This window comes from Salipiger bermudensis, assembly GCF_020171625.1.
GTDB lineage: Bacteria > Pseudomonadota > Alphaproteobacteria > Rhodobacterales > Rhodobacteraceae > Salipiger > Salipiger bermudensis_B.
In genome coordinates this window covers 207,545-230,770 of record NZ_JAIUZY010000001.1, presented here as the reverse complement: position 1 = coordinate 230,770, position 23,226 = coordinate 207,545, and the positions used below count along the sequence as shown (strand labels likewise).

Genomic DNA, 23,226 nt, shown 5'->3' with positions numbered 1-23,226 from the left:
GCCCATGACCGACGAGATCGACCTCTCCCGCCTGCCGCCGCCCGAGCCTTACGACCAGGCCCGCGACAAGGCGCAGCGCAAGCGCCTGATGGATGCGTGGCGCGAGCCGCCGGGCTGGAAGATCATCTCGGCGGTCAACAACTCGCACATCGGCAAGTGGTACCTGCTGACCTCCTTCGCCTTCTTCACCTTCGCCGGCATCCTCGCGCTGATGATGCGCGCGCAGCTTGCCGTACCGGGCAACGACCTGTTATCGCAGCAGCTCTACAACCAGCTGTTCACCCTGCACGGCACCGCGATGATGTTCCTCTTCGCCGTGCCGATCTTCGAGGCGGTGGCGATCCTCATCCTGCCCGAGATCCTCGGCGCACGCGACCTGCCCTTCCCGCGGCTGTCGGCCTTCGGCTTCTGGTGCTTCGTGATCGGCGGCATCTTCGTGAGCGGCTCGATCTTCTTCGGCGTGGCGCCCGATGGCGGCTGGTTCATGTACACGCCGCTGTCGTCGGACCCGGCCTATAGCGGGCTTGGCACCGATATCTGGCTGCTGGGCCTGTCGTTCATCGAGGTCAGCTCGATCGCCGCCGCGGTCGAGCTGATCGTGGGCGTGCTGAAATCGCGCCCGCCGGGGATGCGGCTGAACCTGATGCCGCTCTATTGCTGGTACGTGCTGGTGGTGGCGGGCATGATCCTCTTCGCCTTCCCGCCGCTGATCGCCGGCGACCTGCTGCTCGAGATGGAGCGCGCCTTCGGCTGGGCCTTCTTCGATCCCGACCGCGGCGGCGATCCGCTGCTCTGGCAGCACCTGTTCTGGATCTTCGGCCACCCGGAGGTCTACATCATCTTCCTGCCTTCGATCGCGCTCATCGCCACCATGCTGCCGACCTTCGCGGGCCGGCCCATGGTCGGGCACAGCTGGATCGTGCTGAGCGCCGTGGGCGTGGCCTTCCTCAGCTTCGGGCTGTGGGTGCACCACATGTTCACCACCGGCCTGCCCGAGATCTCGCTGAGCTTCTTCTCCGCCGCTTCCGAGGCGGTGGCGGTGCCGACGGGCATCCAGATCTTCTGTTTCATCGCCACCATGCTGGTGAGCAAGGTGCGCCCCTCGGTGCCGATGCTGTTTGCCGGCGGCGCGCTGGCGATCTTCGTCTTCGGCGGTCTGACCGGCGTGATGGTGGCGCTCGTGCCCTTCGACTGGCAGGCGCATGACAGCTATTTCGTTGTCGCCCACCTGCATTACACGCTGATCGGTGGGATGCTCTTCCCGCTCTTTGCCGGCATCTATTACTGGTACCCGTTCGTCACCCAGAAGACCTTCAACGCCCGCGCCGGCCGGTGGAGCTTCTGGCTGATGTTCGGCGGCTTCAACGTGGCGTTCTTGCCGATGCACTGGACCGGCATCATGGGGATGCCGCGCCGGGTCTGGACCTATGACCTCTCGGATGGATGGGCCGTGCTCAACATGGTCTCAACCATCGGCGCCTTCATCTTCGCGGCGGGCTTCGCGGTGCTGGCGCTCAACGTGCTCTGGCCGCGCGGCAAGGCCCCGCTGGTCGAGCGCAACCTGTGGAACGCCGGAACGATGGAATGGGCGGCCGAAGTGCCCGACAAGCCGTGGGGCGTGCGCTCGATCCCCTATATCCACACCCGCTACCCGCTTTGGGAGCAGGACGGCCTCATCGGCGAGATCGACCGGGGCGAGTGGTTCCTGCCCGATGCCGAGGAAGGCAAGCGCGAGCTGATCGTGACCGACATCCTCGACGCCCGGCCGCTCTTCGTGCAGCGCGTCGGCGGCCCGAGCTTCCTGACCCTCGGCTCGGCCTTCTGCCTCGGCGCGGTGTTCATCCTCGCGACCTTCCACCTCTGGACCATCACCCTGATCTTCGGCGCGGGCTTTGTCGGCTTCACGCTCTGGTGGCTCTGGACCGGCACCTCTCTGATCCCCGAAAGGCCCGAGAAATACGCCGGGCGCGGGCTGACTCTGCCGACCTATGCGCAGGGCAACCGCTCTCCGGGCTGGTGGGCGGTGTTCATCACCATGACCGGCGACATGACGGCGTTCATGGGGCTGGTATTCTCCTACTTTTTCTACTGGACCGCCCTGCCAGATTTCCTGCCCTCCGCCGCGCATCTGCCGGGCTTCGGCTGGCTGCTGCTGGGGCTGGCGCTGCTGATCGGCGCATGGGCCATGACCACCGCCTCGCGCGAGACGCTGGGCCATGGACGGCGCCGGCTTTCGATGGCGCTCCTGATCGGCGCGCTGCCGGTGGGCGCGCTCGGGATCGGCGCATGGGGCTGGTCGGCCTATGCCAAGGGGCTCGACCCGACCGTGCAGAGCTTCGATGCCATGGTCTGGATGCTGATCCTCTGGATGGGGCTGCACCTGCTGCTGAACTGGGTGATGCACCTCTACGTCGCGGCGCGGGTGAAGTTCGGCCATTGCACGCCGGAGTATCGCGCCGACTTGATGAACCTCACCCTGTTCTCGCACTTCCTCGCGCTCACGGCGGTGACGATCTTCGCGCTGCTGGCGCTGTTCCCGCTGATGATGGGGGTAGGCCCATGAGACACGGCTCCGACGAGCAACCCCGCCACTTCACCGCCCCCGGAGACGCGCCTCGCGTGATCGATCAGGGCTCGGTCTGGATCCTCGTGGCCGCACCCTCGATCTGGGCGGCGCATTTCCTGCTCAGCTACTGGCTGGCGGCGATCTGGTGCGCCAAGTCCGGCCCGATGGCGTCGCTGGTCGAGCCGCGCTGGATCATCGTGGCGCTCGGGCTGATCTCGGCGGCGCTGATCACGTGGCTGGGCTGGATCGCGGTGCGGCGCTACGGCGGGGTCTTCGTGATCTTCGAGGAGATCACCGAAAGCTCCGAGCGTGGCCGGGATCGGTTCATCGGCCACGTGGCGCTGCTGCTCTGCGTGCTGTCGGTGGTGGCGATCGGCTTCACCGTCATCCCCGGCCTGGTCTTCGCCACATGCTGAGTCTTCGCCGCCTCCTTGCGCTGGGACTGCTGGCGACGCTCTGGCTCTCGCCGCTCCCGGCGCTGGCGACCGGCTCGATGGTGCTGCACATGGTGCTTCATCTGGGCGTCACGGCGGTGGTCCCGGCACTCTACGCGCCGAAGCTGCGCCTGCCCGCGGGCGCGATGGCGCTGACGCTCGGCGCGGTGGCCGAGATGCTGGTTGTCTGGGCCTGGCACTTGCCCTCGCTGCATATCTGGGCGCGGCTGAGCACGACAGGGTTCATCCTCGAACAGGCGAGCTTTCTCGGCGCCGGGATGCTGCTCTGGGCCACGGTGCGCACCGCCGGCGGCTTCGGCGGCGCCGTGGTGCTGCTCGCCACCACCATGCACATGACCCTTCTTGGCGCCCTGATCGGCCTCTCGCCGCGTGATCTCTACGGCGATATCTGCGCCGGGCATCTCGGCCTCAGCGCGCTGCAGGAGCAGCAGGTCGCGGGCGCGATGATGGCCGGCGCCGGTGGCGCGATCTATCTCGTGGCCGCGATGCGCCGGCTGGGTCTGGCGCTGAAACTGACGGAGGCCACCACATGAGGCGCTACATTCTCGGAAGCGTCGCGGCGCTTGCCGTCGCTGGCGGCGCGTTTTTCTTTCTCGCGCCCTACAACATCGCCGCCTCGGCGCCGCACCTGCCGGGCGTGGCCAGCATCCTGCACGGCTACCTCGGCAATGCCGTGGCAATCCGCGCCATCTCGCTCGAGGTGCCGCGACAGGTCGATCTCGAGGATCCCGGCCTGATCCGCCTCGGCGCCGGGCACTTCGCCACCGGCTGCCTGACCTGCCACGGCGGGCCCGGCATTCCGCGCAACCCGGTGGTCGAGGGGATGCGGCCGGAGCCGCCGATGCTGACCTCCGAGGATTACGACGCCAAGGAGTTCTACTGGATCGCGCGCCACGGGTTCAAATATACCGGGATGCCCGCCTGGCCCGGTGAAAAGCGGGACGACGAACCGTGGGCGCTCGCCGCGTTCCTCAACGAATATGACAACTTCGACCGGGAAGCCTTTGAAATCGCTGCCTTCGGCGAGGCCGATTCCTATGACAGCGCCGGCGTGCGCTTCGGCGGCCTTCCTGGCGCGATCAAGCCCGAGCTTGCCTGCGCGCGCTGCCATGGCGAGGACGGTCTGGGCCGCGAGGGCACCGGACCGAAGCTCGCGGGTCAGTCCGAGGGCTGGCTCACGACGGTGCTCACCGCCTATGCCGAGGGCCATCGCGAGAGCGGCTTCATGGAGCCACTCGCCGCCCCGCTGGGCAAAGATGCCATCTCCGGAATCGCCGCGCGCTTTGCCGGGATGGAGCCCACGTGGCAGGGACGCCCGCTGCCCTTCGGCGACCCTGAGCGCGGTCGTGAACTGGCCGAACAAGGCAGCGAGCACGACGACATCGCCAGTTGCGCCGCCTGCCACGAGGGGGCCGGCGCCGACGGGAGGTCGTCCAAGCGCGCCGACACCCCGCGCATCGCCGGGCAGGATGGTTACTGGATCTACAACTGGCTCAAGATGTACCGCGACGGGCCTGTGCCGGAAACGCCCCGCGCCCATCTGATGCAGGCCGCGGCCAAACCGCTCAGCGACGACGATATCGCCGACCTCGCGGCGTGGTACGCCGGTCGGGGCGTTGCCACGTCGGAGTGAACACCCCCGAGAAGCCGCCCCGCTTTCGACCGCTCAGGACGAAAGCACCGACTGCAAGCGCGGCATCAGGGCGAGGTGGCGCTCGACCACCGCGAGCGCCCGCGCCTCGTCATGCACCGAAAGCGCCGCGATCATCTCGCGATGTTCCTCCTCGATCACCTCGGTCTTGCCGAAGCCCTGCTGCAGCGACACCATCGCGACCCGCGACAACGGCGCCTGCAGCCCGTCGAACACGTCGACCAGCACGCGGTTGCCCGCCGCCGCCACAAGCGCCTGGTGAAACAGCCGGTTGATCTCGACGCAGCCCAAAAGATCCTCCGCCGGCATCGCCTCATGCGCATCGCAGAGCCGTAGCAGGTCGGGCGGCAGCGTTCGGCCTTCGCGGCAGATCTTGCGCACGGCGTGGGTCTCGACCATCAGCCGGACCTCGTAGAGATCGCGCAGCTCGGTGGCCGAGAGCCGGCACACCATCGCGCCGCGGCGACGGTGCAGCTCGAGATAACCCTCCGCCGCCAGCCGGTTCAGCGCCTCGCGCACCGGGGAGCGCGATACCCCTGTCACTTCGCAGGCCACGGCCTCCTCGATGAAGCTGCCCGGTGGGAAATCGCCTTTTAGAATGCCCGCCCGGACACCCTGATAGGCCCGATCCCGCGCGGACCCTTCCTGGGATACGCTATTATCGCCCGTATCCACAAAAGTTTGACTACTCATCCATCAATCTTCCATGATTATCCGGCCAATATTCCCCTTCGGGCAAAACAAAGCTGGACAGAATCGATCTCGCTTTCTTGTATACATGAGGTACACGTCAGGAGGCCAAGACTTCGATGATGGATGGATCGCACGGCATCCCCGCAGCAGGCACATGGCGCGTCGGCGTTGATTCCGGCGGCACGTTCACCGATGTCTGCCTGTTCGACGAGGCCAGCGGTCGCATCGAGGTGTGGAAGGTTTCCTCGACCCCTGATGACCCGTCGCGCGGCATCGCGCAGGGTGTCGAGGAAGGCATGACGGAGCATGCCGGGGGCGGCGCGAGCGGCCCCGCCGCCGCCATCGCCTATCTCGGCCACGGCACCACGGTCGCCACCAACGCGCTGATCACCCATCGCGGTGCCAAGGTCGGACTACTCACCACCGAGGGCTTCCGCGACCTGCTCGAGATCGGCCGCCAGAAGCGCCCCGACCTCTACGATCTCTTCGCCGAGAAGCCGCAAACCCTCGTGCCGCGTGCGCTGCGCTTCGAGGTGCCCGAGCGGATGCTGCGCACCGGCGAGATCGACACATCGCTTGACGAAGAGGCCGTCCGCGCGGCTGCCCGCGCCATGAAAGAGGCCGGGGTCGAGGCGGTGGCGATCTGCTTTCTCTATGCCTTCGTGAACCCGGTGCACGAACAGGCCGCCCGCCGCATCGTCGAGCACGAGCTGCCCGGCGTGTTCCTCTGCGCCAGTCACGAGATTGCCCCCGAGTTCCGCGAGTTCGAGCGCCTCTCGACGGCCACGGTGAATGCCTATCTCGGCCCGATCATGCACCGCTACATCAGCCGGCTGACCCCGCGCCTGCAGGAGCTTGGCATGCCGGTGGCACCGCACTTGACGCAGTCCAACGGCGGCGTGGTGCGCTTCGAGGCGGCGGCGCAAACCCCGGTCCGGGCGGTGCTGTCGGGTCCCTCCACCGGCGTGGTCGCGGCGCAGGCCATCGGCGCCCGCGCGGGCTTTGACGACATCATCACCTTCGACGTCGGGGGCACCTCGTCGGATGTGGCGCTCATGGCCGGCGGCGAGACCGCCCAGACCAACGAAAGCGTCGTGCACGGCTACCCGATCAAGGCGCCGATGCTCGACATCCACACCGTGGGCGCCGGCGGCGGCTCGATCGCGTCGATCGACTCGGGCGGGCTGCTCAAGGTCGGCCCGGAAAGCGCCGGCGCCGATCCCGGCCCGGTCTGCTATGGACGCGGCGCCACCGATCCGACCGTCACCGATGCCAATATCGTGCTGCAGATCCTCAACCCCGTCGAGATCCTCGGCGGCCGCATGAAGGTGCGCCGCGACCTCGCACTCGAGGCCATCGCCAAGCTCGGCGAGCGGCTGGGCATGGAGACGATGGAGGTGGCGCAGGGCATCATCTCGGTTGTGACCGCCAACATGGCCAAGGCGATCCGGGTGATCTCGGTGCAGCGCGGCCACGACCCTCGCAACTACGCGCTGATGGCCTTTGGCGGCGCCGGCCCCCTGCACGCGGTGCGGCTTGCGCAGGAGCTGGGCATGACCACGGTGATCGTGCCGCGCAGCCCGGGCATCCTCTGCGCCATGGGGCTGCTGCTCACGGATCTGCGCGCCGACTTCTCCGCCACCCGCCTGACCGCGCTCGATCCCGGCAATCTCGGCACCATCGCCGACACCGTGGCCTCCGTCGAGGCCGAGGCCACCGACTGGTTCGATACCGAGGAAATTCCCGTCGACAAGCGCCGCCTCACCCGCCGCATCGACATGCGCTACGATGGCCAGAACTACGAGCTGTCGATCCCGCTGCCCGACGGCCCGGTGACCGAGGCCACTCTTCGAGCGCTCAGGCAGGGGTTCACCGAGGCGCATGAGCGGCTCTACGGCTTTGCCGTGCCCGAAGAGCGCATTCTCTGCGTGACCTTCCGCGCCGAGGCGATGGGCCTCGTGCAGAAGGCCGAGCTGCCCGAGCGCGCGCTTGGCGATCCCGACGCCGACCCCGCCGTCATCGGCAGCCGCGAGGTCTGGTACCCGGAGACCGGCACCTTCACCGAAACCACCCTCTATGCCCGCGAAAAGCTCGTCCCCGGCATGGCCTTCTCCGGCCCCGCCATTGTCGAGCAGATGGACACCACGACGCTGGTGCCGCCCGGTGTCACTGCCACGGTGGACAAGATCGACAACCTGATCCTGGAGATCCGCGCATGACCGGCTCACCCCACTCTCACGCGCTCGATCCGATCACCGTCGAGGTCATCGGCGCCGCGCTCTCCTCGATCGTGGAAGAGACCGGCGAGGCGCTCGTGCGTGCCTCCTACTCGACCAACATCAAGGAACGCCGCGATTGCTCCACGGCGCTGTTTGACCGGCAGGGCCGCACGCTCTGTCAGGCCGAGCACATCCCGATCCATCTCGGCAGCTTCCTCGACTTCATCCCGATGCTGCTGGCGGATCACGACGAAGAGGACCTGCGCCCCGGCGACGTGTTTGTCGGCAACGACGCCTATCGCGGCGGCGGCACCCACCTGCCCGACATCGTGCTGGCCGAGCCGATCTTCGTCGACGACCGGCTGGTGGCGTGGACGGTCAACCTCGCGCACCACTCGGATTTCGTCGACCGCGCGCACGCCCACATCTACCAGGAAGGCCTGCGCATCCCGCCGGTGCGGCTCTACCGGGCCGGAGAGCTGCAAAAGGACATCCAGGAACTGATCCTGCTGAACTGCCAGGTCCCGCGGGAGCGGCTGTCGGACCTGCGCGCGCAGATGGCCGCCAACCGGGTCGGCGTGCGGCGCTTCCAGGAGCTCTGCGCGCGCCACGGCCCGGACGTGGTGCTGACCTCGGGCGAGGCACTGCTCGATTACGCCGAGCGCAAGATGCGCGCCGGCATTGCCGCCCTCCCCGACGGCAGCTGGCGCTTCGAGGACGTGTTCGACAATCTCGACTTCGACGACCCGATCCCCTTCGCGGTGACGGTGAGCGTCGCGGGCGACGAACTGGCGCTCGATTTCGAGGCGCCCGAGCAAATCCGCGCCCCGATCAACATGACCCGCACGGCGCTTCTGGCAACGGTGTACTACATCGTGAAATCGGTGATCGACCCAACGGTTCTGCCCAATGCCGGCCTTGCGCGTCCGATCACCGTCACCGCGCCGCATGGCTCGATCCTCAACTGCAAGCACCCTGCCGCGGTCAACGGACGGGTCCAGACCTGCCAGCGCGTCGCGGACCTGATCCTCGGCGCGCTCGCGCAGGCGGTGCCCGGGAGGGTCTCGGCCTGCACCAACTCCGCCTGCTCGGTGGCGGTGTTCTCGGGCACCCGCCAGAGCGGACCCGACGCGGGCACCTACTGGGTCTATCTCGAGACCATCGGCGGCGGCGGCGGTGCCCGGCCGCAGGCGGACGGGCTCGACGGCATCCATGTTCACGCGACCAACACCTCGAACCTCCCCGTCGAGGCGCTAGAGGGCGAATATCCCCTGATCCTAGAGCGTTACGAACTGGTCGACGGCTCTGGCGGCGCCGGCAGGCACCGCGGCGGCATGGGCCTGCGCCGGGTCTACCGCGCCACCGAGCCGTGCATGGTGCATGTCGACGTGTCGCGCAACAAGTCGCGCTCATGGGGCCTCGGCGGCGGCGGCGAAGGCGGCCATGGCAGCTTCGTCACCAGCCCCGGCTGCGCCCCGTTCGAGCGTGGCTACGGCACGCTGCGCGCCGGCGAATGGCTCGAGGTCATCACCCCCGGAGGCGGGGGCTACGGGACACCGGAGGACAGCACGGAAACACGGATCGCGGCGGAATAATCCGACCGAATTCAACGGGGCCAGCAAGAGCCCGCCACAACCCGACAAGGAGACCCCTGCAATGACCACGCGAATGAACCGTCGCGGCTTTCTCGCCACCACCGGCGCAGCCGCAGGCGCGCTGAGCTTTCTCGGACCCAAGGCCCTCCATGCCCAGGACGGCGGCACACTGCGCTTCGGCCTCTCGACATATCCGCCGAGTCTCGATGCCTGGGCCTCGAACGGCACGGCGGCCGGCACCATCAAGCTGATGATCCACCGCGGCCTTCTGGGCTATGGCCCCGACGGCACCCTGCGCGGCGAACTGGCCGAGAGCTGGGATGTCGACGACGATGGCGCATGGGTCTTCACCCTGCGCGACGCCACCTGGCATGACGGCACCCCCGTCACCTCCGAAGACATCGCCTGGAACGTGCTCGAGGCGCAAAAGCCCGACAGCGCCGCGTACCTGCAGGGCCAGCTCGCCGCGATCACCTCGGTCGAGACCCCGGACGAAAAGACCGTGCGCATGGTCACCGACGAGCCGCTGGCGGTTCTGCCGGGCTGGTTCGCGCATTTCAACATGCCGATGATCAAGAAAGGCGAAGCCCGCGACACCACCATGGGCTCGGGCCCGTTCCTGTATGGCAGCGCCGACCGCGGCGTGTCGATCTCGCTCTCGGCGTGGGATGGCTACTACAAGGACGAGCGGCCCAAGGTGGCGGGCGTCGAGGCCATCGTCTATGCCGACGAGAACCTGCGCGTGGCGGCGCTCGAGGCCGGCGACGTCGACCTGATCGAATACGTGCCGTGGCAGGCGATGGACCAGATCGAGGCCAATGACGCGCTCGCGCTGCAGGCCACCGACGGCCCGTTCATGTACCTGACCTTCAACGCCTCGCGCCCGCCCTTCGACAACCCGAAGGTCCGTCAGGCGGTGGCCCACGCCATCAAGCGCGAAGACATCGCGGCGGCGGCGTTCTACGGCCGCGGCGGCGCGCTCGAGCACCTGCCGATCGCGGAGGGCTCCGAGTTCTACAATCTCGAGCTGGCCAATTCCTGGGCCTACGATCCCGAGAAGGCGCAGGCGCTCTTGGCCGAGGCAGGCTATCCGGACGGCTTTGACTGCGTGATGCTGTCGACGGCGCAGTACGGGATGCACCAGTCCACTGCCGAGGTCTGTCAGGCGTATCTGTCGATGATCGGCATCAACGTGCAGCTCGACCTGCCGGAATGGTCGTCCCGCGTGAAGAAGGGCAACGAGGGCAGCTACGATCTCGCCGTCATGGGCACCGCGGCGATGAACAACGACCCCGACGGTCTTGCCACCGTGCTCGACGGCTCGCTCAGCCCGAGCTTCGTGCGCAGCCACGGCATGGAAACACCGGAAATCTCCGAGCTTTTCGCACGCGGCCGCGCCACCTTCGACACCGAGGAGCGCAGGGCGATCTACAAGGAGCTGGAAGAGATCGCCATCGATACGGTGCCGATCGTCGGGCTGTCATGGCGCTCGCAGGGCTACGCGATGCGCGCCAACGCAGAAGGGTTCACCGTGATGCCCGGCCAGCTTGTCTTCTATTCCGGCATGACGCTGGAAGAAACCGTGCTGGGCTGACGCTGAGCCCATGCTGAGATATATTGCTGCCAGAAGCCTCGTGGCGCTGTTCCTAGTCTGGATCGTCGTCTCTGTGGTGTTCCTTCTCCTGCACCTCATCCCGGGCGACCCGGCAGAGCTGCTGCTCAGTCAGAGCAATGTCGCCGCCGACCCTCAGGCCGTCGCCGCGCTGCGCGAGCAGATGGGGCTGAACGCCCCGCTCTGGCAGCAATATATCGACCATATGACCGGTGTGCTCACCGGTGATCTCGGCGGGTCGTTCCGCGACGGCGCGCCGGTGATCGAGCAGATCGCCCTGCGCCTGCCGCGCACGCTCGAGGTGATCCTCGCGGCCTCGCTGATCGCCACCGGCATCGGCGTGCCGCTGGGCACCTATGCGGCGATCCGGGCCGACGGCAAGGCCGATGCGGTGATCTCGTTCTTCGCCTCGGCCTCGCTCTCGACACCCGTCTTCGTCGTGGGCTCGGTGGTGATCCTGATCTTCGCGCAGAAGCTGCAATGGCTCCCCGCAGGCGGCTTCACCCCGTTCTCCGACGACCCGCTCGAACACCTGCAGCTGCTGCTGCTGCCCGCCTGTACCGTGGCGCTGTCGCTGCTCGCCGTCATCACCCGGATGAGCCGCGCCTCGGTGCTCGAGGTGCTGCAGCGCGATTACGTACGCACCGCCCGCGCCAAGGGGCTGAAGCGCAATCCGATCCTGCGCCGCCACGTGGTGCGCAACGCGCTGATCCCCGTGCTCACGGTGCTCGGCCTCGAGATGGGCACACTGATCGGCGGCACCGTTCTGGTCGAGTTCGTGTTCAACTGGCCGGGCCTCTCTGGCTACCTCGTCGCCGCCGTCGATGCGCGCGACTACCCCGAAGTGGTCGGCATCGTGATGACGATCTCGGTGCTCTTCGTGTTTCTCAATCTCGTCGTGGATGTGGTGAACGCCCTGCTCGACCCCCGAATTTCTCTGGTGCGCTGAATGAGCCGCTCTGTTCGCAAGCTGATCCTGCCCGGCACCATCGCCGCGCTGATCGTCGCCACCGTGCTGCTCGCCCCGGTCCTGCCGCTGCAGGACGTGCGCGGCATGGACATCCCCAACCGCTTCGCAGGCCCCTCGGCCGGGCACTGGCTCGGACAGGATGATTTCGGCCGCGACGTGCTCTCGCGCCTGATCTGGGGCGGGCGGGCCTCGCTGTTCATCGCCGTCGGCTCGGCGATCTTCGCCGCCATCATCGGCACCGCGCTCGGCCTCCTTGGTGGCTACTTCCGCGGCGCCGTAGAGCTTGTCACGGTGCGCGCGGCCGAGATCATTCTCTGCCTTCCGCCGCTGCTTCTGGCGCTGCTGGTGGTGACCATCCTCGGCGCGGGCACCTGGCCGCTCGTGCTGGCGCTGACCATCCTCTACACCCCGAACTATGCGCGGGTGGTCTATGCCGCCACGCAGCAGGTGCGCGGTCTCGACTTCGTCACCGCGCAGCGCGCCATGGGCACGCACCCGATGACGATCCTCGTGCGCACCATCCTGCCCAACGTGCTGCCGCCGCTGCTGGTGCAGATGTCGCTTGTGGTGGCCTCGGCCATGGTGATCGAGAGCGGGCTGTCGTTTCTCGGACTTGGCGTCGTGCCGCCAACGCCCTCGTGGGGCCTGATGATCCGCTCGGCGCGCGGCGCCATGGAGGTCGCGCCGCTCTTGCTGGTCTGGCCGTCGCTGGCGCTTGCCGGCACCATCCTGACCTTCAACCTGCTCTGCGACCGGCTGCAATCGGCGCTCGATCCCCGCGCCGTCACCGCCGGCGGCGCGCTCTGGCTGCGCCCGCGTTCGGCGGCGGCCAAGAAGCGCATCACGTCGCTCGAGGCCGAGGCCGACGCGCCCCTGCTCGAGATCCGAGACATGTCGATCGCCGTGCGCGACATGGAACTGGTGCGCCGCGTTTCGCTGACCGTCCGCCCCGGCGAGACCGTGGCGCTGGTCGGGGAAAGCGGCTCGGGCAAGACCCTGACCGGCCTCGCCATGACCGGACTGCTGCCGGACACGCTGCGCGTCACTGGCGGCACGGCGCTCTACACCACGCGCGCGGGCAAGGCGGTGGATCTCGCCAAGCTCGACGAAGAGGGCATCCGCACCTTGCGCGGTGAGGAAGTGTCGATGGTGTTCCAGGACGCCGCCGCGGCGCTCAACCCGGTGCTGCGCATCGGCGAGCAGGTGGCCGAGGCGATCCGCGCCCATCACGAGGTCGAGGGCGAGGCGCTGCAGACGCGCGTGGTCGAGCTTCTGCGTCAAGTCGGCATCCCCGACCCCGAGCAGCGGGCGCGCGCCTACCCGCACGAGCTTTCGGGCGGACAACGCCAGCGTGCGATGATCGCCGTGGCCGTGGCCAACAACCCGCGCCTGCTGATCGCCGACGAACCGACCACCGCGCTGGATCCCACCATTCAGGCGCAGATCCTGCAGCTCTTTGCGCAGCTCAAGTGCGACACGCCGGGCATGGGCATGATCTTCGTCACCCACGACCTTGCCGTGGTGGCCGAGATCGCCGACCGGGTGACGGTGATGTATGCCGGGGAGGTGGTCGAGGAAGGGCCCGTGGCCGAGGTCTTCGAGCGCCCGCGCCACCCCTACACCGCCGCGCTGATCGCCTCCGTCCCCGAGGGCGGGGCCGCGCGGCTGACCGCGATCCCCGGCTCCGTCCCCTCGCCGCGCCAGATGCCACGCGGCTGCCGATTCGCGCCGCGCTGCGGCTTCGCCACCGAGCGCTGCAGCGCTCATCCCCCTCCGGCAGAGCACCCGGCCCCTGGCCGCGTCACCCGCTGCTTCCACTGGGAGACCGTCACATGAGCGAGCATGACACCGCCGCACCGCTGGTCGTGGCCGAAAATCTCGGGCGCAACTTCCCCACGCGTCGCGGGCTTCTGGGCCGGGCGCACGACGTCTGGGCGGTGCGCGACGTGAGCCTGACCATCGCCCGTGGCGAGACCGTCGGGATCGTCGGAGAGTCTGGCTGCGGCAAGTCCACGCTGGGCCGCATGATGATGGGGCTCGACCTGCCCACGACCGGCGCCATGCGCTTTGACGGGCACGACCTCTCGGCACTCTCCGGCCCCGAGATGCGCAAGCTCTCGCGCCGGATGCAGATGGTGTTTCAGGACCCGTTCGGCTCGCTCGACCCGCGCCGCAGCGTCGGCGCTCAGATCGCTGACGGTCTGCGCACCCACGCCATCGTGCCCGGCCCGGAGGTCAAGGCCGAGGTGGCGCGGCTGCTCGAACAGGTGGGCCTGCCGACCTCGGCCGCACAGCGCCGCCCGCACGAGTTCTCGGGTGGCCAGCGCCAACGCATCGCGGTGGCGCGCGCGCTCTCGACCCGGCCCGACTTCATCGTCGCAGACGAGCCGGTCTCGGCGCTCGACGTGTCGATCCAGGCGCAGGTGGTGAACCTGCTCGAGGATCTGCGCCGCGATCTCCACCTCGCCATGATGTTCATCAGCCACGACCTGCACGTGGTGCGCCATCTCTGCACCCGCATCGTCGTGATGTATCTCGGCCGCATCGTCGAGGAAGGGCCGGCCGAAAAGGTCTTTGGCACGCCCGCCCATCCCTACACCCGCGCGCTACTCGCCGCGACGCCCTCGCTGCAACCGAACGAGGGGTCGGACGCGGACCGCATCCTGAAGGGCGAGTTGCCGAGCCCCGCAAATCCCCCCTCGGGCTGCCCGTTCCGCACCCGCTGCCCGATCGCCGAGGAGGCCTGCGCCAGCGCCGTGCCGCCGCTCGATCCGGTCGGAGACGGCTGGAACGTGCGCTGCATCAAGGCCGGTCCGGTGGCTGCGACCATGCGGGAGGTCCACGCATGAGCGAGAACCCCGTCGCGATGATCACCGGCGCGAACCGCGGCATCGGTGCCGCGATCGCCCATGCGCTCGCCGAGCGCGGCTATGCCCTGTCGCTGGGTCTGCGCGACCCCGACAGCCTGCCCGAGAGCTTGGCGCGATACGATCCGCTGGTGGTTCCTTACGACGCGGCCAAGCCCGAGGACGCCCGCGCCTTCGTCGCGGCGACCGAGGCACGCTTCGGCCGCATCGACGCGCTGGTGAACAACGCCGGGATTGCCGGACCGCTCGAGCTGATGCCGGACAAGCCGCAACCCGACGACGAGATGGAAGAGATGCTCGACGCGCTGCTTTCGATCAACATCAAGGCGCCCTTCCGCCTGACCCGCGCGGCGCTGCCGGCGCTCTGCCGCAGCGGTTCGGGGCGGGTGATCGTGCTCGCCTCGGCCTCGGGCAAGCGCGTGCTCGGGCTCAATGCCGGCTATCAGATGACCAAGCACGCCGCCGTTGCGCTCTCCCACGCCGCGCGGCGGGCGGGCTGGGACGACGGCGTGCGCGCCTGCGCCGTCTGTCCCAGCTTCGTGGCCACCGATCTCACCCTGCGCCACGACCTGCCGCGCCACGAAATCACCCAGCCCGAAGACCTCGCCAAACTCGTGGCCGAGGTCGTCACCCTGCCGAACACCGCCAGCGTCTCGGAGCTGGTGGTCAACTGGCGCTATGAGCCGGGGCTGTGATGAGACCTTATGTCGACACCGTCGAAGGCGATGCCCAGCTGCCCGGCGAGGTCGACCTCGCCATCATCGGCGGCGGCATCGTCGGTTGCGCCGCGGCGTTCTGGGCCGCCGAGCAGGGCTTTCGCGTCGCCCTGATCGAGAAGGGCCGCATCGCTGGCGAACAGTCGAGTCGCAACTGGGGCTGGGTGCGCCGCATGGGCCGCGACGCCGCCGAGTACCCCTTGGGCATCGAGAGCCTGCGGATCTGGGACACGCTGCAACAGCGCACCGGCCACGACACCGGCTTTCGCCGCACCGGCATCGTCTACACCGCCCGGACCGACGCCGAGATGGCGTGGATCGAGAGCGTCGCGCAGGACGCCGAGACCTTCGGCATCGGCGCGCAACGCCTGACCGAGGCGCAGTTGCAGGCGCGGTTTCCCGGTGGCAGCGTGCCGGCCCGCGCCGGCCTTCTGACCGCCGATGATGGCCGTGCCGAACCGGCCCTTGCCGCCCCCGCGCTGGCCAAGGGCGCCCGGGCCAAGGGGGCCGCGATCCTCACCAACTGCGCCGTGCGCACCCTCGAGACCAAGGGCGGGCGCCTCTCGGCGGTGCTGACCGAGCGCGGCCGCATCCCCTGCGGTGCCGCGATCCTCGCCGGCGGCGCGTGGTCGCGGCTGTTTCTCGGCAATCTCGGCGTGTCGCTGCCGCAGCTGCGGGTGCGCGGCTCGGTGATGCGCACAGAAGCTCTCTCGGGCGGGCCGAAATACGCGCTCGGCAATGGCCAGTTCGGCATCCGTCCGCGGCTCGACGGCGGCTACACGATCTCGCGCCGGGGCCGCGCCAAGGTGCAGATCACCCCAGACAGCCTCCGCCTGCTGCCGCACTTCATGAAAAGTCTGAAAGCGCATCGCGGCGAGGTCTCTCTCACCCTCGACCGCGGCCTCTGGGACGGCCTCAGAACGCCACGGCGCTGGAGTGCCGACAGCGTTACCCCGTTCGAGCGCTGCCGCGTCCTCGATCCCGAACCGCAGCACGCCCTGCTCGATCAGGCGCTGCGCGCGGTGGTGCAGGTGTTCCCCGCCTTCCGGGACGTGAAAATCGCTGAAAAATGGGGCGGGATCATCGACGTGACCCCGGACGCGGTTCCGGTCATCGACCATGCCGCCGCGATCCCCGGGCTGGTGATCGCCACCGGCTTCTCGGGCCACGGCTTCGGCATCGGCCCCGCCGCCGGACAGCTCGCCTCGGAAATGGCGTTGAATCAAACAGTTCTGGTCGACCCGGCCCCTTTCCGCCTGTCGCGTTTCGGGGCGCTCGCAGGCGCTGCCCCCGTAGCGACGGCAGCGGAATGAGCGGGCGAAAAATTCCGTTTATCGGCCCGCAACCCGATTGAATTGGACCCGAGGGGCGCCGCCCCGTTCACTCCCCGTCAACGCTGGCGGACAAGATGACAAGGACATGACAGCATGATCGAAAAGATCCGGATCGCGGAACTGACCTCGGAAGAGGCGCGCCAGGAACTCACGTCCGAGGCGGTGGTTCTGCTGCCCATGGGCTCGCTCGAGGATCAGGGCATCCACGCGCCGATGGGCGATTACATGGCCGCCGACCTGATGGCGATCGAGATTGCCAAGGGCGCGCGTGCCGAGGGTGTCCCCACCTTCGTGGCCCCCGTCATTCCCTTCGGCGGCAAGGACTATTTCGAGAGCAGCCACGGCGGCATCTCGATCTCGCACGCCACGCTCTGCGGCATCCTCGACGACATGTTCGGCTGCCTCGAGCGCCACGGCATCCGCAAGCTGATGATCGTCAACGGCCATGGCGGCAACGTGCCCGCGATCACCGAGGTGGCGCTACGCTGGCGCCAGAAGGCCGGGCTCTTCATCCCGTCGATGTATCTCTGGCAGGTCGCCTATGGCGAACTTCCCGCCCTCATCGGGGCCGACACCGCCAAGGCGAGCTCGGGCCACGGCGGCGACCCGCTGACCTCGGTCGGCCTGCACTTCTATCCCGACCTTCTCCGCGCCGACCTGATCAGGCCCGCCCCCACGGACAGCGAGATCAAGGGCATGAAGATCGGCGGCTTTTCGTCGGTGGTCTATGACGGCGCCAAGATCCAGGCGCCCATCGAAGCGCTCGAGGCGACGGAGACCGGCGCCTATGGCTGCGATCCCACCCTGTGCTCGGCCGAGACCGGCGAGGCGTTGGTCAAGCGCCTTGCCGCCATCGGCACGGGCCTTGTCCGCGACCACGTGGCCAAGGGCCTGCACGACTGAGCCATCCTCAAGACCGGCGGCAAAGCCGGCACTCCACCTTTCAACATCGAGGTTAATCCCAATGAAAACCAAGACGCTTCTCAGCATGGCCACGGGCCTTGCGATGATCCTGGGCGGAGCCGCCCATGCCGAGACCACATGGAAGATGGCGACCAAGATGCCGGTCGACAGCCCCGAGGGTCAGGTGTTCGAGAAATTCGCCGAACTCACCGAGGAATACACCGACGGCGAGCTCAAGATCACCGTCTACCCCAACGAGCAGCTCGGCAAGGAGAACGCGGTGCTCGAACAGTTGCAGGCCAACATCATCCAGATCTACGCCGAGGGCTACAGCTACATGAAGAAGTGGGAGCCGGCGCTCGACTGGACCACCCCCGCCTTCGCCTTCGACGATTACGACCACTGGGTGCGCTTCATGAACTCGGACCTGGTGAAAGGCTGGTTCGACAATGCCGCCTCGCAGGCCGGCGTGCGCCCGCTCGGCGATCCGACCCGCGTGCTGCGCGGTCCGTTCCGGGTGACCGTCGCCAACGTGCCGCTCACCACGGCGGAGGACTACCAGGGCCTGAAGCTTCGTATGCACGAGAGCAAGAGCGCCATCGAGACCTGGGACGCCATCGGCACCGAGGTCATCACCCTGCCCTGGACCGAGGTCTACCAGTCGATCTCGAAAGGCATCGTCCAGGCGGTGAACTCGCCCATCGCGCTGGTGGAATCGATGCGCTTCAACGAGGTCGCCCCCAACATCGCCCGGATGGACGAGTACTGGCAGTCGATCGGTTTCATGGTCAACGAAGACGCGCTCGAGGCGCTCGACGACGAGACCCGCGAGGGCCTGCTCAAGGCCTATGACGAGGCCGGCGCCATGTCGCAGGAGCTGATGTTCCAGGTCGCCGAGGAGAGCATCGCGCGCATGGTCGAGGACGGGGCCACCTACACCGTGCTCGACACCGCGCCGCTGGTCGAAACGATGAAGTCCTACTACGAGGCGCAGGACGAGGCCGGCGCCCTGCCCGAAGGCCTGCTCGACGCCGTCGAAGCCACGCGGGTTGCCCAGTGACCCCGTTCGACTACACCCCCGAGAGCCCGCTGCAGCGGGCTCTCAACCGGATCGACCGGCTGAACTGGACGCTGGGCGGCGCCTTCCTGTGGATCTCGAACGCCTGCCTGCTGGCGATGCTGGGCCTGACCACCGCCACCATGATCCTGCGCCCGATGGGGCTGGCGCCCTACTGGCTCTGGCCGTGGACCATGGTGTTCTTCATCTGGCTGAGCTTCTTCGGGTTCTTCGCACTCTATGCCCGGCTCAAGGACGTGCGCATCGATTTCATCGCCGAGCGCATGGGACCGTCGGGCATGGCGATTACGAGGATCGTCTCGGACGCCGCGACGCTTCTCGTCACCGGCGTGCTGCTGCTGCAAGTGCCCAAGGTGATCGCGACCTCGACCGGCATCTATGACGGCGCCACCCTGCCCGCGGGCACCGAGCTGCCGCGCCTCGCGCTCTCGCTTCCCCTCTTCATCTCGACAGTGCTCGTCGCGCTGACCGCCGTGCTCGACATCGTCAAGCTCGCGGCAGGTCTGCCCGAGAACGTCACCGACCATCACCCGGAAGTCTGACCCATGGCCTGGATCCTCTTCGGCACCTTCATCGCGCTGATCCTGCTGCGCGTGCCCATCTCCATCGCCATCGGCTCGGCGACGGTTCTCACCTTCCTGACCTCGGATTTCTCGAGCGCGCTGCAGATCATCCCGCAGCAGATGCTTGAGGGCGTCAACAAGGCCTCGCTCACCGCGGTGCCGTTCTTCATCATGGCCGGCAACCTGATGAACGCCACCGGCGTGACCGAGCGCATCTTTGCCTTCGCCAACGCGCTGGTGGGCCATCTCAAGGCCGGTCTCGCGCAGGTCAACATCCTGTCCTCGATGATCTTCGCCGGGATCTCGGGCGCCGCCGTGGCGGACTGCGCGGGCCTTGGCGCCATCGAGATCAAGGCGATGCGCGAGCGCGGCTACAAGCCCGACTTCGCCGCCGCGATCACCGTGGCGTCGTCGGTCATCGGGCCGCTGATCCCGCCGTCGATCGGGCTCGTGCTCTATGCCTTTCTGGCGCAGCAGTCGATCGAGCGGATGTTCCTCGCGGGGCTGATCCCCGGCATCCTCGTGGGCCTGTCGCTGATGATCTACGTGCGCATCCGGGCCCAGTTCCAGGAGTTCCCGACCCAGCCGCGCGCCACCGTGCGCGAGGTCGCAGGCACCGCCAAGCACGGCTTTCTCGCGCTTGTCGCGCCGGCGATCATCCTCGGCTCGATCATGTTCGGCTTCGTCACCGCCACCGAGGCGGGCGTGCTGGCCTGCATCTACTGCATCCTGATCGGCATCTGGTACAAGGATCTCACCTTCCGCGCGTTCTTTGCCGCGCTCAGCGACACCGCGATGATGACCGCGGTGATCATGATCATCATCGCCTTCTCGATCGCGATGGGCTGGCTTCTGGCCATCGACCAGACGCCGCAGAAGCTGGCAGATTTCACCTTCTCGTTCACCGAGAACAAGAACGTCTTCCTCGGTCTGCTGCTGATCTTCATCATCCTCGTCGGCTGTGTCGTCGAGGGGGTGCCGGCCAAGCTCATCCTCGTGCCGACGCTGTTGCCGCTGATCGACGCCTACGGCATCGACCGGGTGCATTTCGGCATCATCATCCAGCTTGGCCTGCTGCTGGGCATCGCCACGCCGCCGATGGGCATCGCCCTCTATATCGTTGCAGAGGTGGGCCGTGTCCGCTTCGAGAAGGTGACGATGGCAGTGCTGCCGATGCTGATCCCGCTGATCGCCGTGCTTCTGCTGCTGACCTACGTGCCGCAGACCGTGACCTTCCTGCCGGACCTGATCCTCGGGCCGCAGAACTGATCTCCTGACCCATTGACCAAAGAAGGGACCTTCCATGTCCAACCTCGTCTACAAGCTCAACCCGATGCCCGAGAAGATCCCGCAGGAGAAGCTCGACCGTCTCGCCAAGCTCGAGACCGCGACCATCGGCCACTTCTACCACTATGGCTTTGCAGCCCCCGCGATCCAGCCGGTGCTGCCCGGCAAGGTCGTGGTCGGCACCCTCGCCACGCTGGCGATCCCGGGCCTCGACTCCACGCTCCTGCACCATTGCCTGAGCCAGTGCGGGCCGGGCTATTTCCTCGCCGTGGATCGGCTCGGAGACACCAAGTATGCCTGCTGGGGCGGCGGCGTGACCCGGATGGCGGCGATGATCGGGCTTGAAGGCGGCTGCGTCGACGGCCCCCACACCGACACGGCCGAGATTGCCGAGCAGGACTTCGCCATGTGGTCGCGCGGCGCCTCGCCGGTGACCACCCGCCTCTACAACACCGGCGGCGGCTTCAACGTACCGGTCTCGATCGGCGGCGCAGCGGTGCTGCCGGGCTACGCGGTGCTGGCCGATGATTGCGGCGTGCTCTTCATCGCACCCGAAGACCTTGACGAGGTGATCGAGCGCGGCGAGTTCCTGACCGAACGCGGCCGCGTCAACGAGGCCAAGGTCACCGCAGGCACCCATCTCGGCGAGATGTCGGGTGCCAGCAAGATGGTCGAGGAAAAGACCAAGGGCTGAGGCCTAAAGGTCCACGAAGGAGCTGTAGCGCCCATGCTCTGCGCACCACGCCCTCGCCTGCTCGCGCGCGAGCTCGAGCACCTGGCCGACCTGCTTGCGGCGGGCGCGGTTGGCGTGGGTGCAGGCCACATGCAAGGGCGCCAGCCCTTCGGTGGCGGCGATCTCCACGACCTTGCCGCTGGCGATCTCGCTCTCGAGGGCCGCCAGCGGCAGCGCCGAGGCGCCGTAGCCCAGGCGCACCATCTCGCAGATCGCCGAGAGCGAATTGCCGTAGTGCCGCGGCGCGCTGCGTTCGGCCATCTCGTCGACGTAGTCAGCCACCGGATTGAACAGCGGCGAGGTCTTCGGGTAGTGCACCAGCGGCAACGCACGCAAATCGTCCGGGCTCATCGGCTGGGCGCATCCTGCGATCACGTCGGCCCGCGCCACCCAGCCGACCTCATAGCGCACCGCGAAATCCGCGCCCCGCGCCCGGTCGCCGGTGGCGGTGAAGGCCGCGTCGAGCGTGCCGGCCTCGACCAGCCGGCGCAGCTGCAGATCCGAGCCGACATAGATGTCGATCGTCATCTCGGGCAATTCGGACAGCAGCGCCTTGCGAAGGCGCGGCCCCCAGGTCAGCCCCGCCATGCCTACGAGGCCAAGGCTCACGCCGCGCTTGTGCCGGTCCTGCAACCGGCCCAGCATCGCCTCGCGCAGGTTCAGGAACTGAACCGCGAATTCCGCAACTTCCAGCCCCTGATCGGTGAGCGCAAAGCCGTTGGCCTCACGGTCGATCAGGGTCTTGCCAAGATCCTTCTCAAGCGCCGTGATGCGGGCCGAGACCGCAGGCTGCGTCAGCCCGAGATACTCGGCCGTCTGCCGGTGATTTCCGAACTGGCTCAGCCAGTAGAACGCCTCGAGCTGCTTGAGATTCATTGCCATTCCCCAAAAATGACCGACCAAAAGGAGCGAACATGACCGTCGCCGTCTACCTTCCCTTCGAAGACAAGACCCAGTGGTGGGTAGAGATGCTGCAGGAGCTGATGCCAGGCTGGGACATCGCCGCGCTGGAGGGCATCACCGACCCCGACGACGTCACCTATGCCGTGGTCTGGCGACCGCGTACAGGCGATCTCGCGAAATTCAGCAATCTCAAGGCCATCGTTTCGATCGGGGCGGGTATCGACCACGTTCTGAACGACGAGAAGTTGCCGCAGGGCGTGCCGATCATCCGCACCGTTGGCGATGATCTGACCCAGCGGATGCGCGAATACGTGGCGCTGCACGTGCTGCGCCACCACCGCGACATGCCGCGCCAGTTGCAGGCTCAGACCGAGCGCCACTGGCATGCCATCGTGGTGCCGGTGGCGCCCAACCGCACCGTGGGCGTGATGGGCCTCGGCAATCTCGGCGCGGCGGCGGCGCAGACCCTGTCGATGCTGGGCTTTTGCACCCGCGGCTGGTCCAAGTCGCCCAAGTCGATCGACGGTGTCGAGACCTTCACCGGCCCCGAGCAGATGGACGCCTTCCTCGACGGCTGCGAGATCCTCGTGAACCTGCTGCCGCTGACCGGGCAAACCGCCGGCATCCTCAACGCCGAACTGTTCGGCAAGCTCGCCGAGGGCGCCTGCGTGATCAACTGCGCCCGTGGTCCGCATCTCGTGGATGAGGATCTGCTCGCGGCGCTCGAGAGCGGCCTGATCAAGCAGGCCACGCTCGACGTGTTCCACCAGGAGCCGCTGCCCGCCGATCATCCGTTCTGGACCACGCCCGGCATAACCGTGACCCCGCACGTGGCGTCTCAGATCGATGCCGCCACCGGCGGACGGATCATCGCCGCGAACCTCAAGACCTTCGAGGACACCGGCTCCTGCGCCGATCTCGCCGATGCGTCGCGCGGCTACTGACGCAAGACGCCGCGCTGTGATACCGCGCGGCGTTCTCTTGCTTCGGCGCCTGCTGAGAGGGCTCGATGCCCTGTGCCGGACACCGCTCGAGACAGCGATAGAGGCGCGGCCCCGCTAGGCCGCGCCTGCGTCCCGGC

Annotated in this window: 20 protein-coding genes; 18 read left to right on the top strand and 2 right to left on the bottom strand. The window is 67.8% G+C overall.

Annotated features, from left to right (window positions below; translation table 11 throughout):
• Positions 1–4: 4 nt before the first annotated feature.
• From ctaD to LCM15_RS01025, 4 genes are read left to right on the top strand one after another with little or no spacing between them, the layout of a single operon-like run.
• Entirely contained in the window at positions 5–2,563 is a 2,559-nt protein-coding gene (gene ctaD, locus LCM15_RS01040; protein ID WP_224852376.1) for a cytochrome c oxidase subunit I, read from the top strand.
• Complete coding sequence (locus LCM15_RS01035) at positions 2,560–2,982, top strand: hypothetical protein (protein ID WP_224852375.1); 423 nt, start codon at positions 2,560–2,562, stop codon at positions 2,980–2,982. Before ctaD ends, LCM15_RS01035 begins: the two co-directional genes overlap by 4 nt.
• Positions 2,976–3,554, top strand: coding sequence for a cytochrome c oxidase assembly protein (locus tag LCM15_RS01030; RefSeq protein ID WP_224852374.1), 579 nt, complete (start codon positions 2,976–2,978; stop codon positions 3,552–3,554). Before LCM15_RS01035 ends, LCM15_RS01030 begins: the two co-directional genes overlap by 7 nt.
• Entirely contained in the window at positions 3,551–4,654 is a 1,104-nt protein-coding gene (locus LCM15_RS01025) for a c-type cytochrome (RefSeq protein WP_224852373.1), read from the top strand. The genes LCM15_RS01030 and LCM15_RS01025 overlap by 4 nt, the downstream gene beginning before the upstream one ends.
• 33 nt (positions 4,655–4,687) lie before the next feature.
• Here LCM15_RS01025 and LCM15_RS01020 read toward each other — a convergent pair whose 3' ends face one another.
• Positions 4,688–5,365 (bottom strand): GntR family transcriptional regulator, encoded by a 678-nt coding sequence (locus tag LCM15_RS01020; protein WP_224852372.1) that lies wholly within the window; start codon positions 5,363–5,365, stop codon positions 4,688–4,690.
• A gap of 116 nt (positions 5,366–5,481) precedes the next feature.
• Between LCM15_RS01020 and LCM15_RS01015 the strand changes: the two genes are divergently transcribed.
• From LCM15_RS01015 to LCM15_RS00955, 13 genes are all read left to right on the top strand, one after another.
• Positions 5,482–7,584 carry a hydantoinase/oxoprolinase family protein gene (locus LCM15_RS01015; RefSeq protein WP_224852371.1) on the top strand — a complete coding sequence of 701 codons (2,103 nt, stop codon included), beginning with the start codon at positions 5,482–5,484 and terminating at the stop codon, positions 7,582–7,584.
• Entirely contained in the window at positions 7,581–9,179 is a 1,599-nt protein-coding gene (locus tag LCM15_RS01010) for a hydantoinase B/oxoprolinase family protein (RefSeq protein WP_224852370.1), read from the top strand. The genes LCM15_RS01015 and LCM15_RS01010 overlap by 4 nt, the downstream gene beginning before the upstream one ends.
• Before the next feature lie 61 nt (positions 9,180–9,240).
• Positions 9,241–10,773: an ABC transporter substrate-binding protein gene (locus LCM15_RS01005; RefSeq protein ID WP_224852369.1), complete on the top strand. Its 1,533-nt coding sequence runs from the start codon at positions 9,241–9,243 to the stop codon at positions 10,771–10,773.
• A gap of 10 nt (positions 10,774–10,783) precedes the next feature.
• On the top strand, positions 10,784–11,740 hold the full coding sequence (locus tag LCM15_RS01000; RefSeq protein WP_224852368.1) for an ABC transporter permease: 957 nt from the start codon (positions 10,784–10,786) through the stop codon (positions 11,738–11,740).
• Positions 11,741–13,597, top strand: a complete 1,857-nt coding sequence (locus LCM15_RS00995) for a dipeptide/oligopeptide/nickel ABC transporter permease/ATP-binding protein (protein ID WP_224852367.1) — start codon at positions 11,741–11,743, stop codon at positions 13,595–13,597.
• Positions 13,594–14,610: an ABC transporter ATP-binding protein gene (locus tag LCM15_RS00990; protein WP_224852366.1), complete on the top strand. Its 1,017-nt coding sequence runs from the start codon at positions 13,594–13,596 to the stop codon at positions 14,608–14,610. Before LCM15_RS00995 ends, LCM15_RS00990 begins: the two co-directional genes overlap by 4 nt.
• Positions 14,607–15,323, top strand: a complete 717-nt coding sequence (locus LCM15_RS00985) for an SDR family NAD(P)-dependent oxidoreductase (RefSeq protein WP_224852365.1) — start codon at positions 14,607–14,609, stop codon at positions 15,321–15,323. Before LCM15_RS00990 ends, LCM15_RS00985 begins: the two co-directional genes overlap by 4 nt.
• Complete coding sequence (locus LCM15_RS00980) at positions 15,323–16,657, top strand: NAD(P)/FAD-dependent oxidoreductase (RefSeq protein ID WP_224852364.1); 1,335 nt, start codon at positions 15,323–15,325, stop codon at positions 16,655–16,657. Before LCM15_RS00985 ends, LCM15_RS00980 begins: the two co-directional genes overlap by 1 nt.
• A 114-nt stretch (positions 16,658–16,771) precedes the next feature.
• Positions 16,772–17,581: a creatininase family protein gene (locus LCM15_RS00975; RefSeq protein WP_224852363.1), complete on the top strand. Its 810-nt coding sequence runs from the start codon at positions 16,772–16,774 to the stop codon at positions 17,579–17,581.
• A gap of 61 nt (positions 17,582–17,642) precedes the next feature.
• The gene (locus LCM15_RS00970; RefSeq protein WP_224852362.1) at positions 17,643–18,641 is read left to right on the top strand and encodes a TRAP transporter substrate-binding protein; all 999 of its coding nucleotides are present in this window, start codon (positions 17,643–17,645) and stop codon (positions 18,639–18,641) included.
• Positions 18,638–19,201: a TRAP transporter small permease gene (locus tag LCM15_RS00965; protein ID WP_224852361.1), complete on the top strand. Its 564-nt coding sequence runs from the start codon at positions 18,638–18,640 to the stop codon at positions 19,199–19,201. The genes LCM15_RS00970 and LCM15_RS00965 overlap by 4 nt, the downstream gene beginning before the upstream one ends.
• Before the next feature lie 3 nt (positions 19,202–19,204).
• Positions 19,205–20,491, top strand: coding sequence for a TRAP transporter large permease (locus LCM15_RS00960; protein WP_224852360.1), 1,287 nt, complete (start codon positions 19,205–19,207; stop codon positions 20,489–20,491).
• A gap of 34 nt (positions 20,492–20,525) precedes the next feature.
• Positions 20,526–21,203 (top strand): RraA family protein, encoded by a 678-nt coding sequence (locus LCM15_RS00955; protein WP_224852359.1) that lies wholly within the window; start codon positions 20,526–20,528, stop codon positions 21,201–21,203.
• 3 nt (positions 21,204–21,206) lie between these two features.
• On the opposite strand, the gene LCM15_RS00950 is transcribed toward LCM15_RS00955, so the two are convergent.
• Positions 21,207–22,118: a LysR family transcriptional regulator gene (locus LCM15_RS00950; RefSeq protein WP_224852358.1), complete on the bottom strand. Its 912-nt coding sequence runs from the start codon at positions 22,116–22,118 to the stop codon at positions 21,207–21,209.
• A 38-nt stretch (positions 22,119–22,156) separates the two neighbouring features.
• Between LCM15_RS00950 and LCM15_RS00945 the strand changes: the two genes are divergently transcribed.
• Positions 22,157–23,089 (top strand): 2-hydroxyacid dehydrogenase, encoded by a 933-nt coding sequence (locus tag LCM15_RS00945; protein WP_224852357.1) that lies wholly within the window; start codon positions 22,157–22,159, stop codon positions 23,087–23,089.
• Positions 23,090–23,226 lie beyond the last annotated feature (137 nt).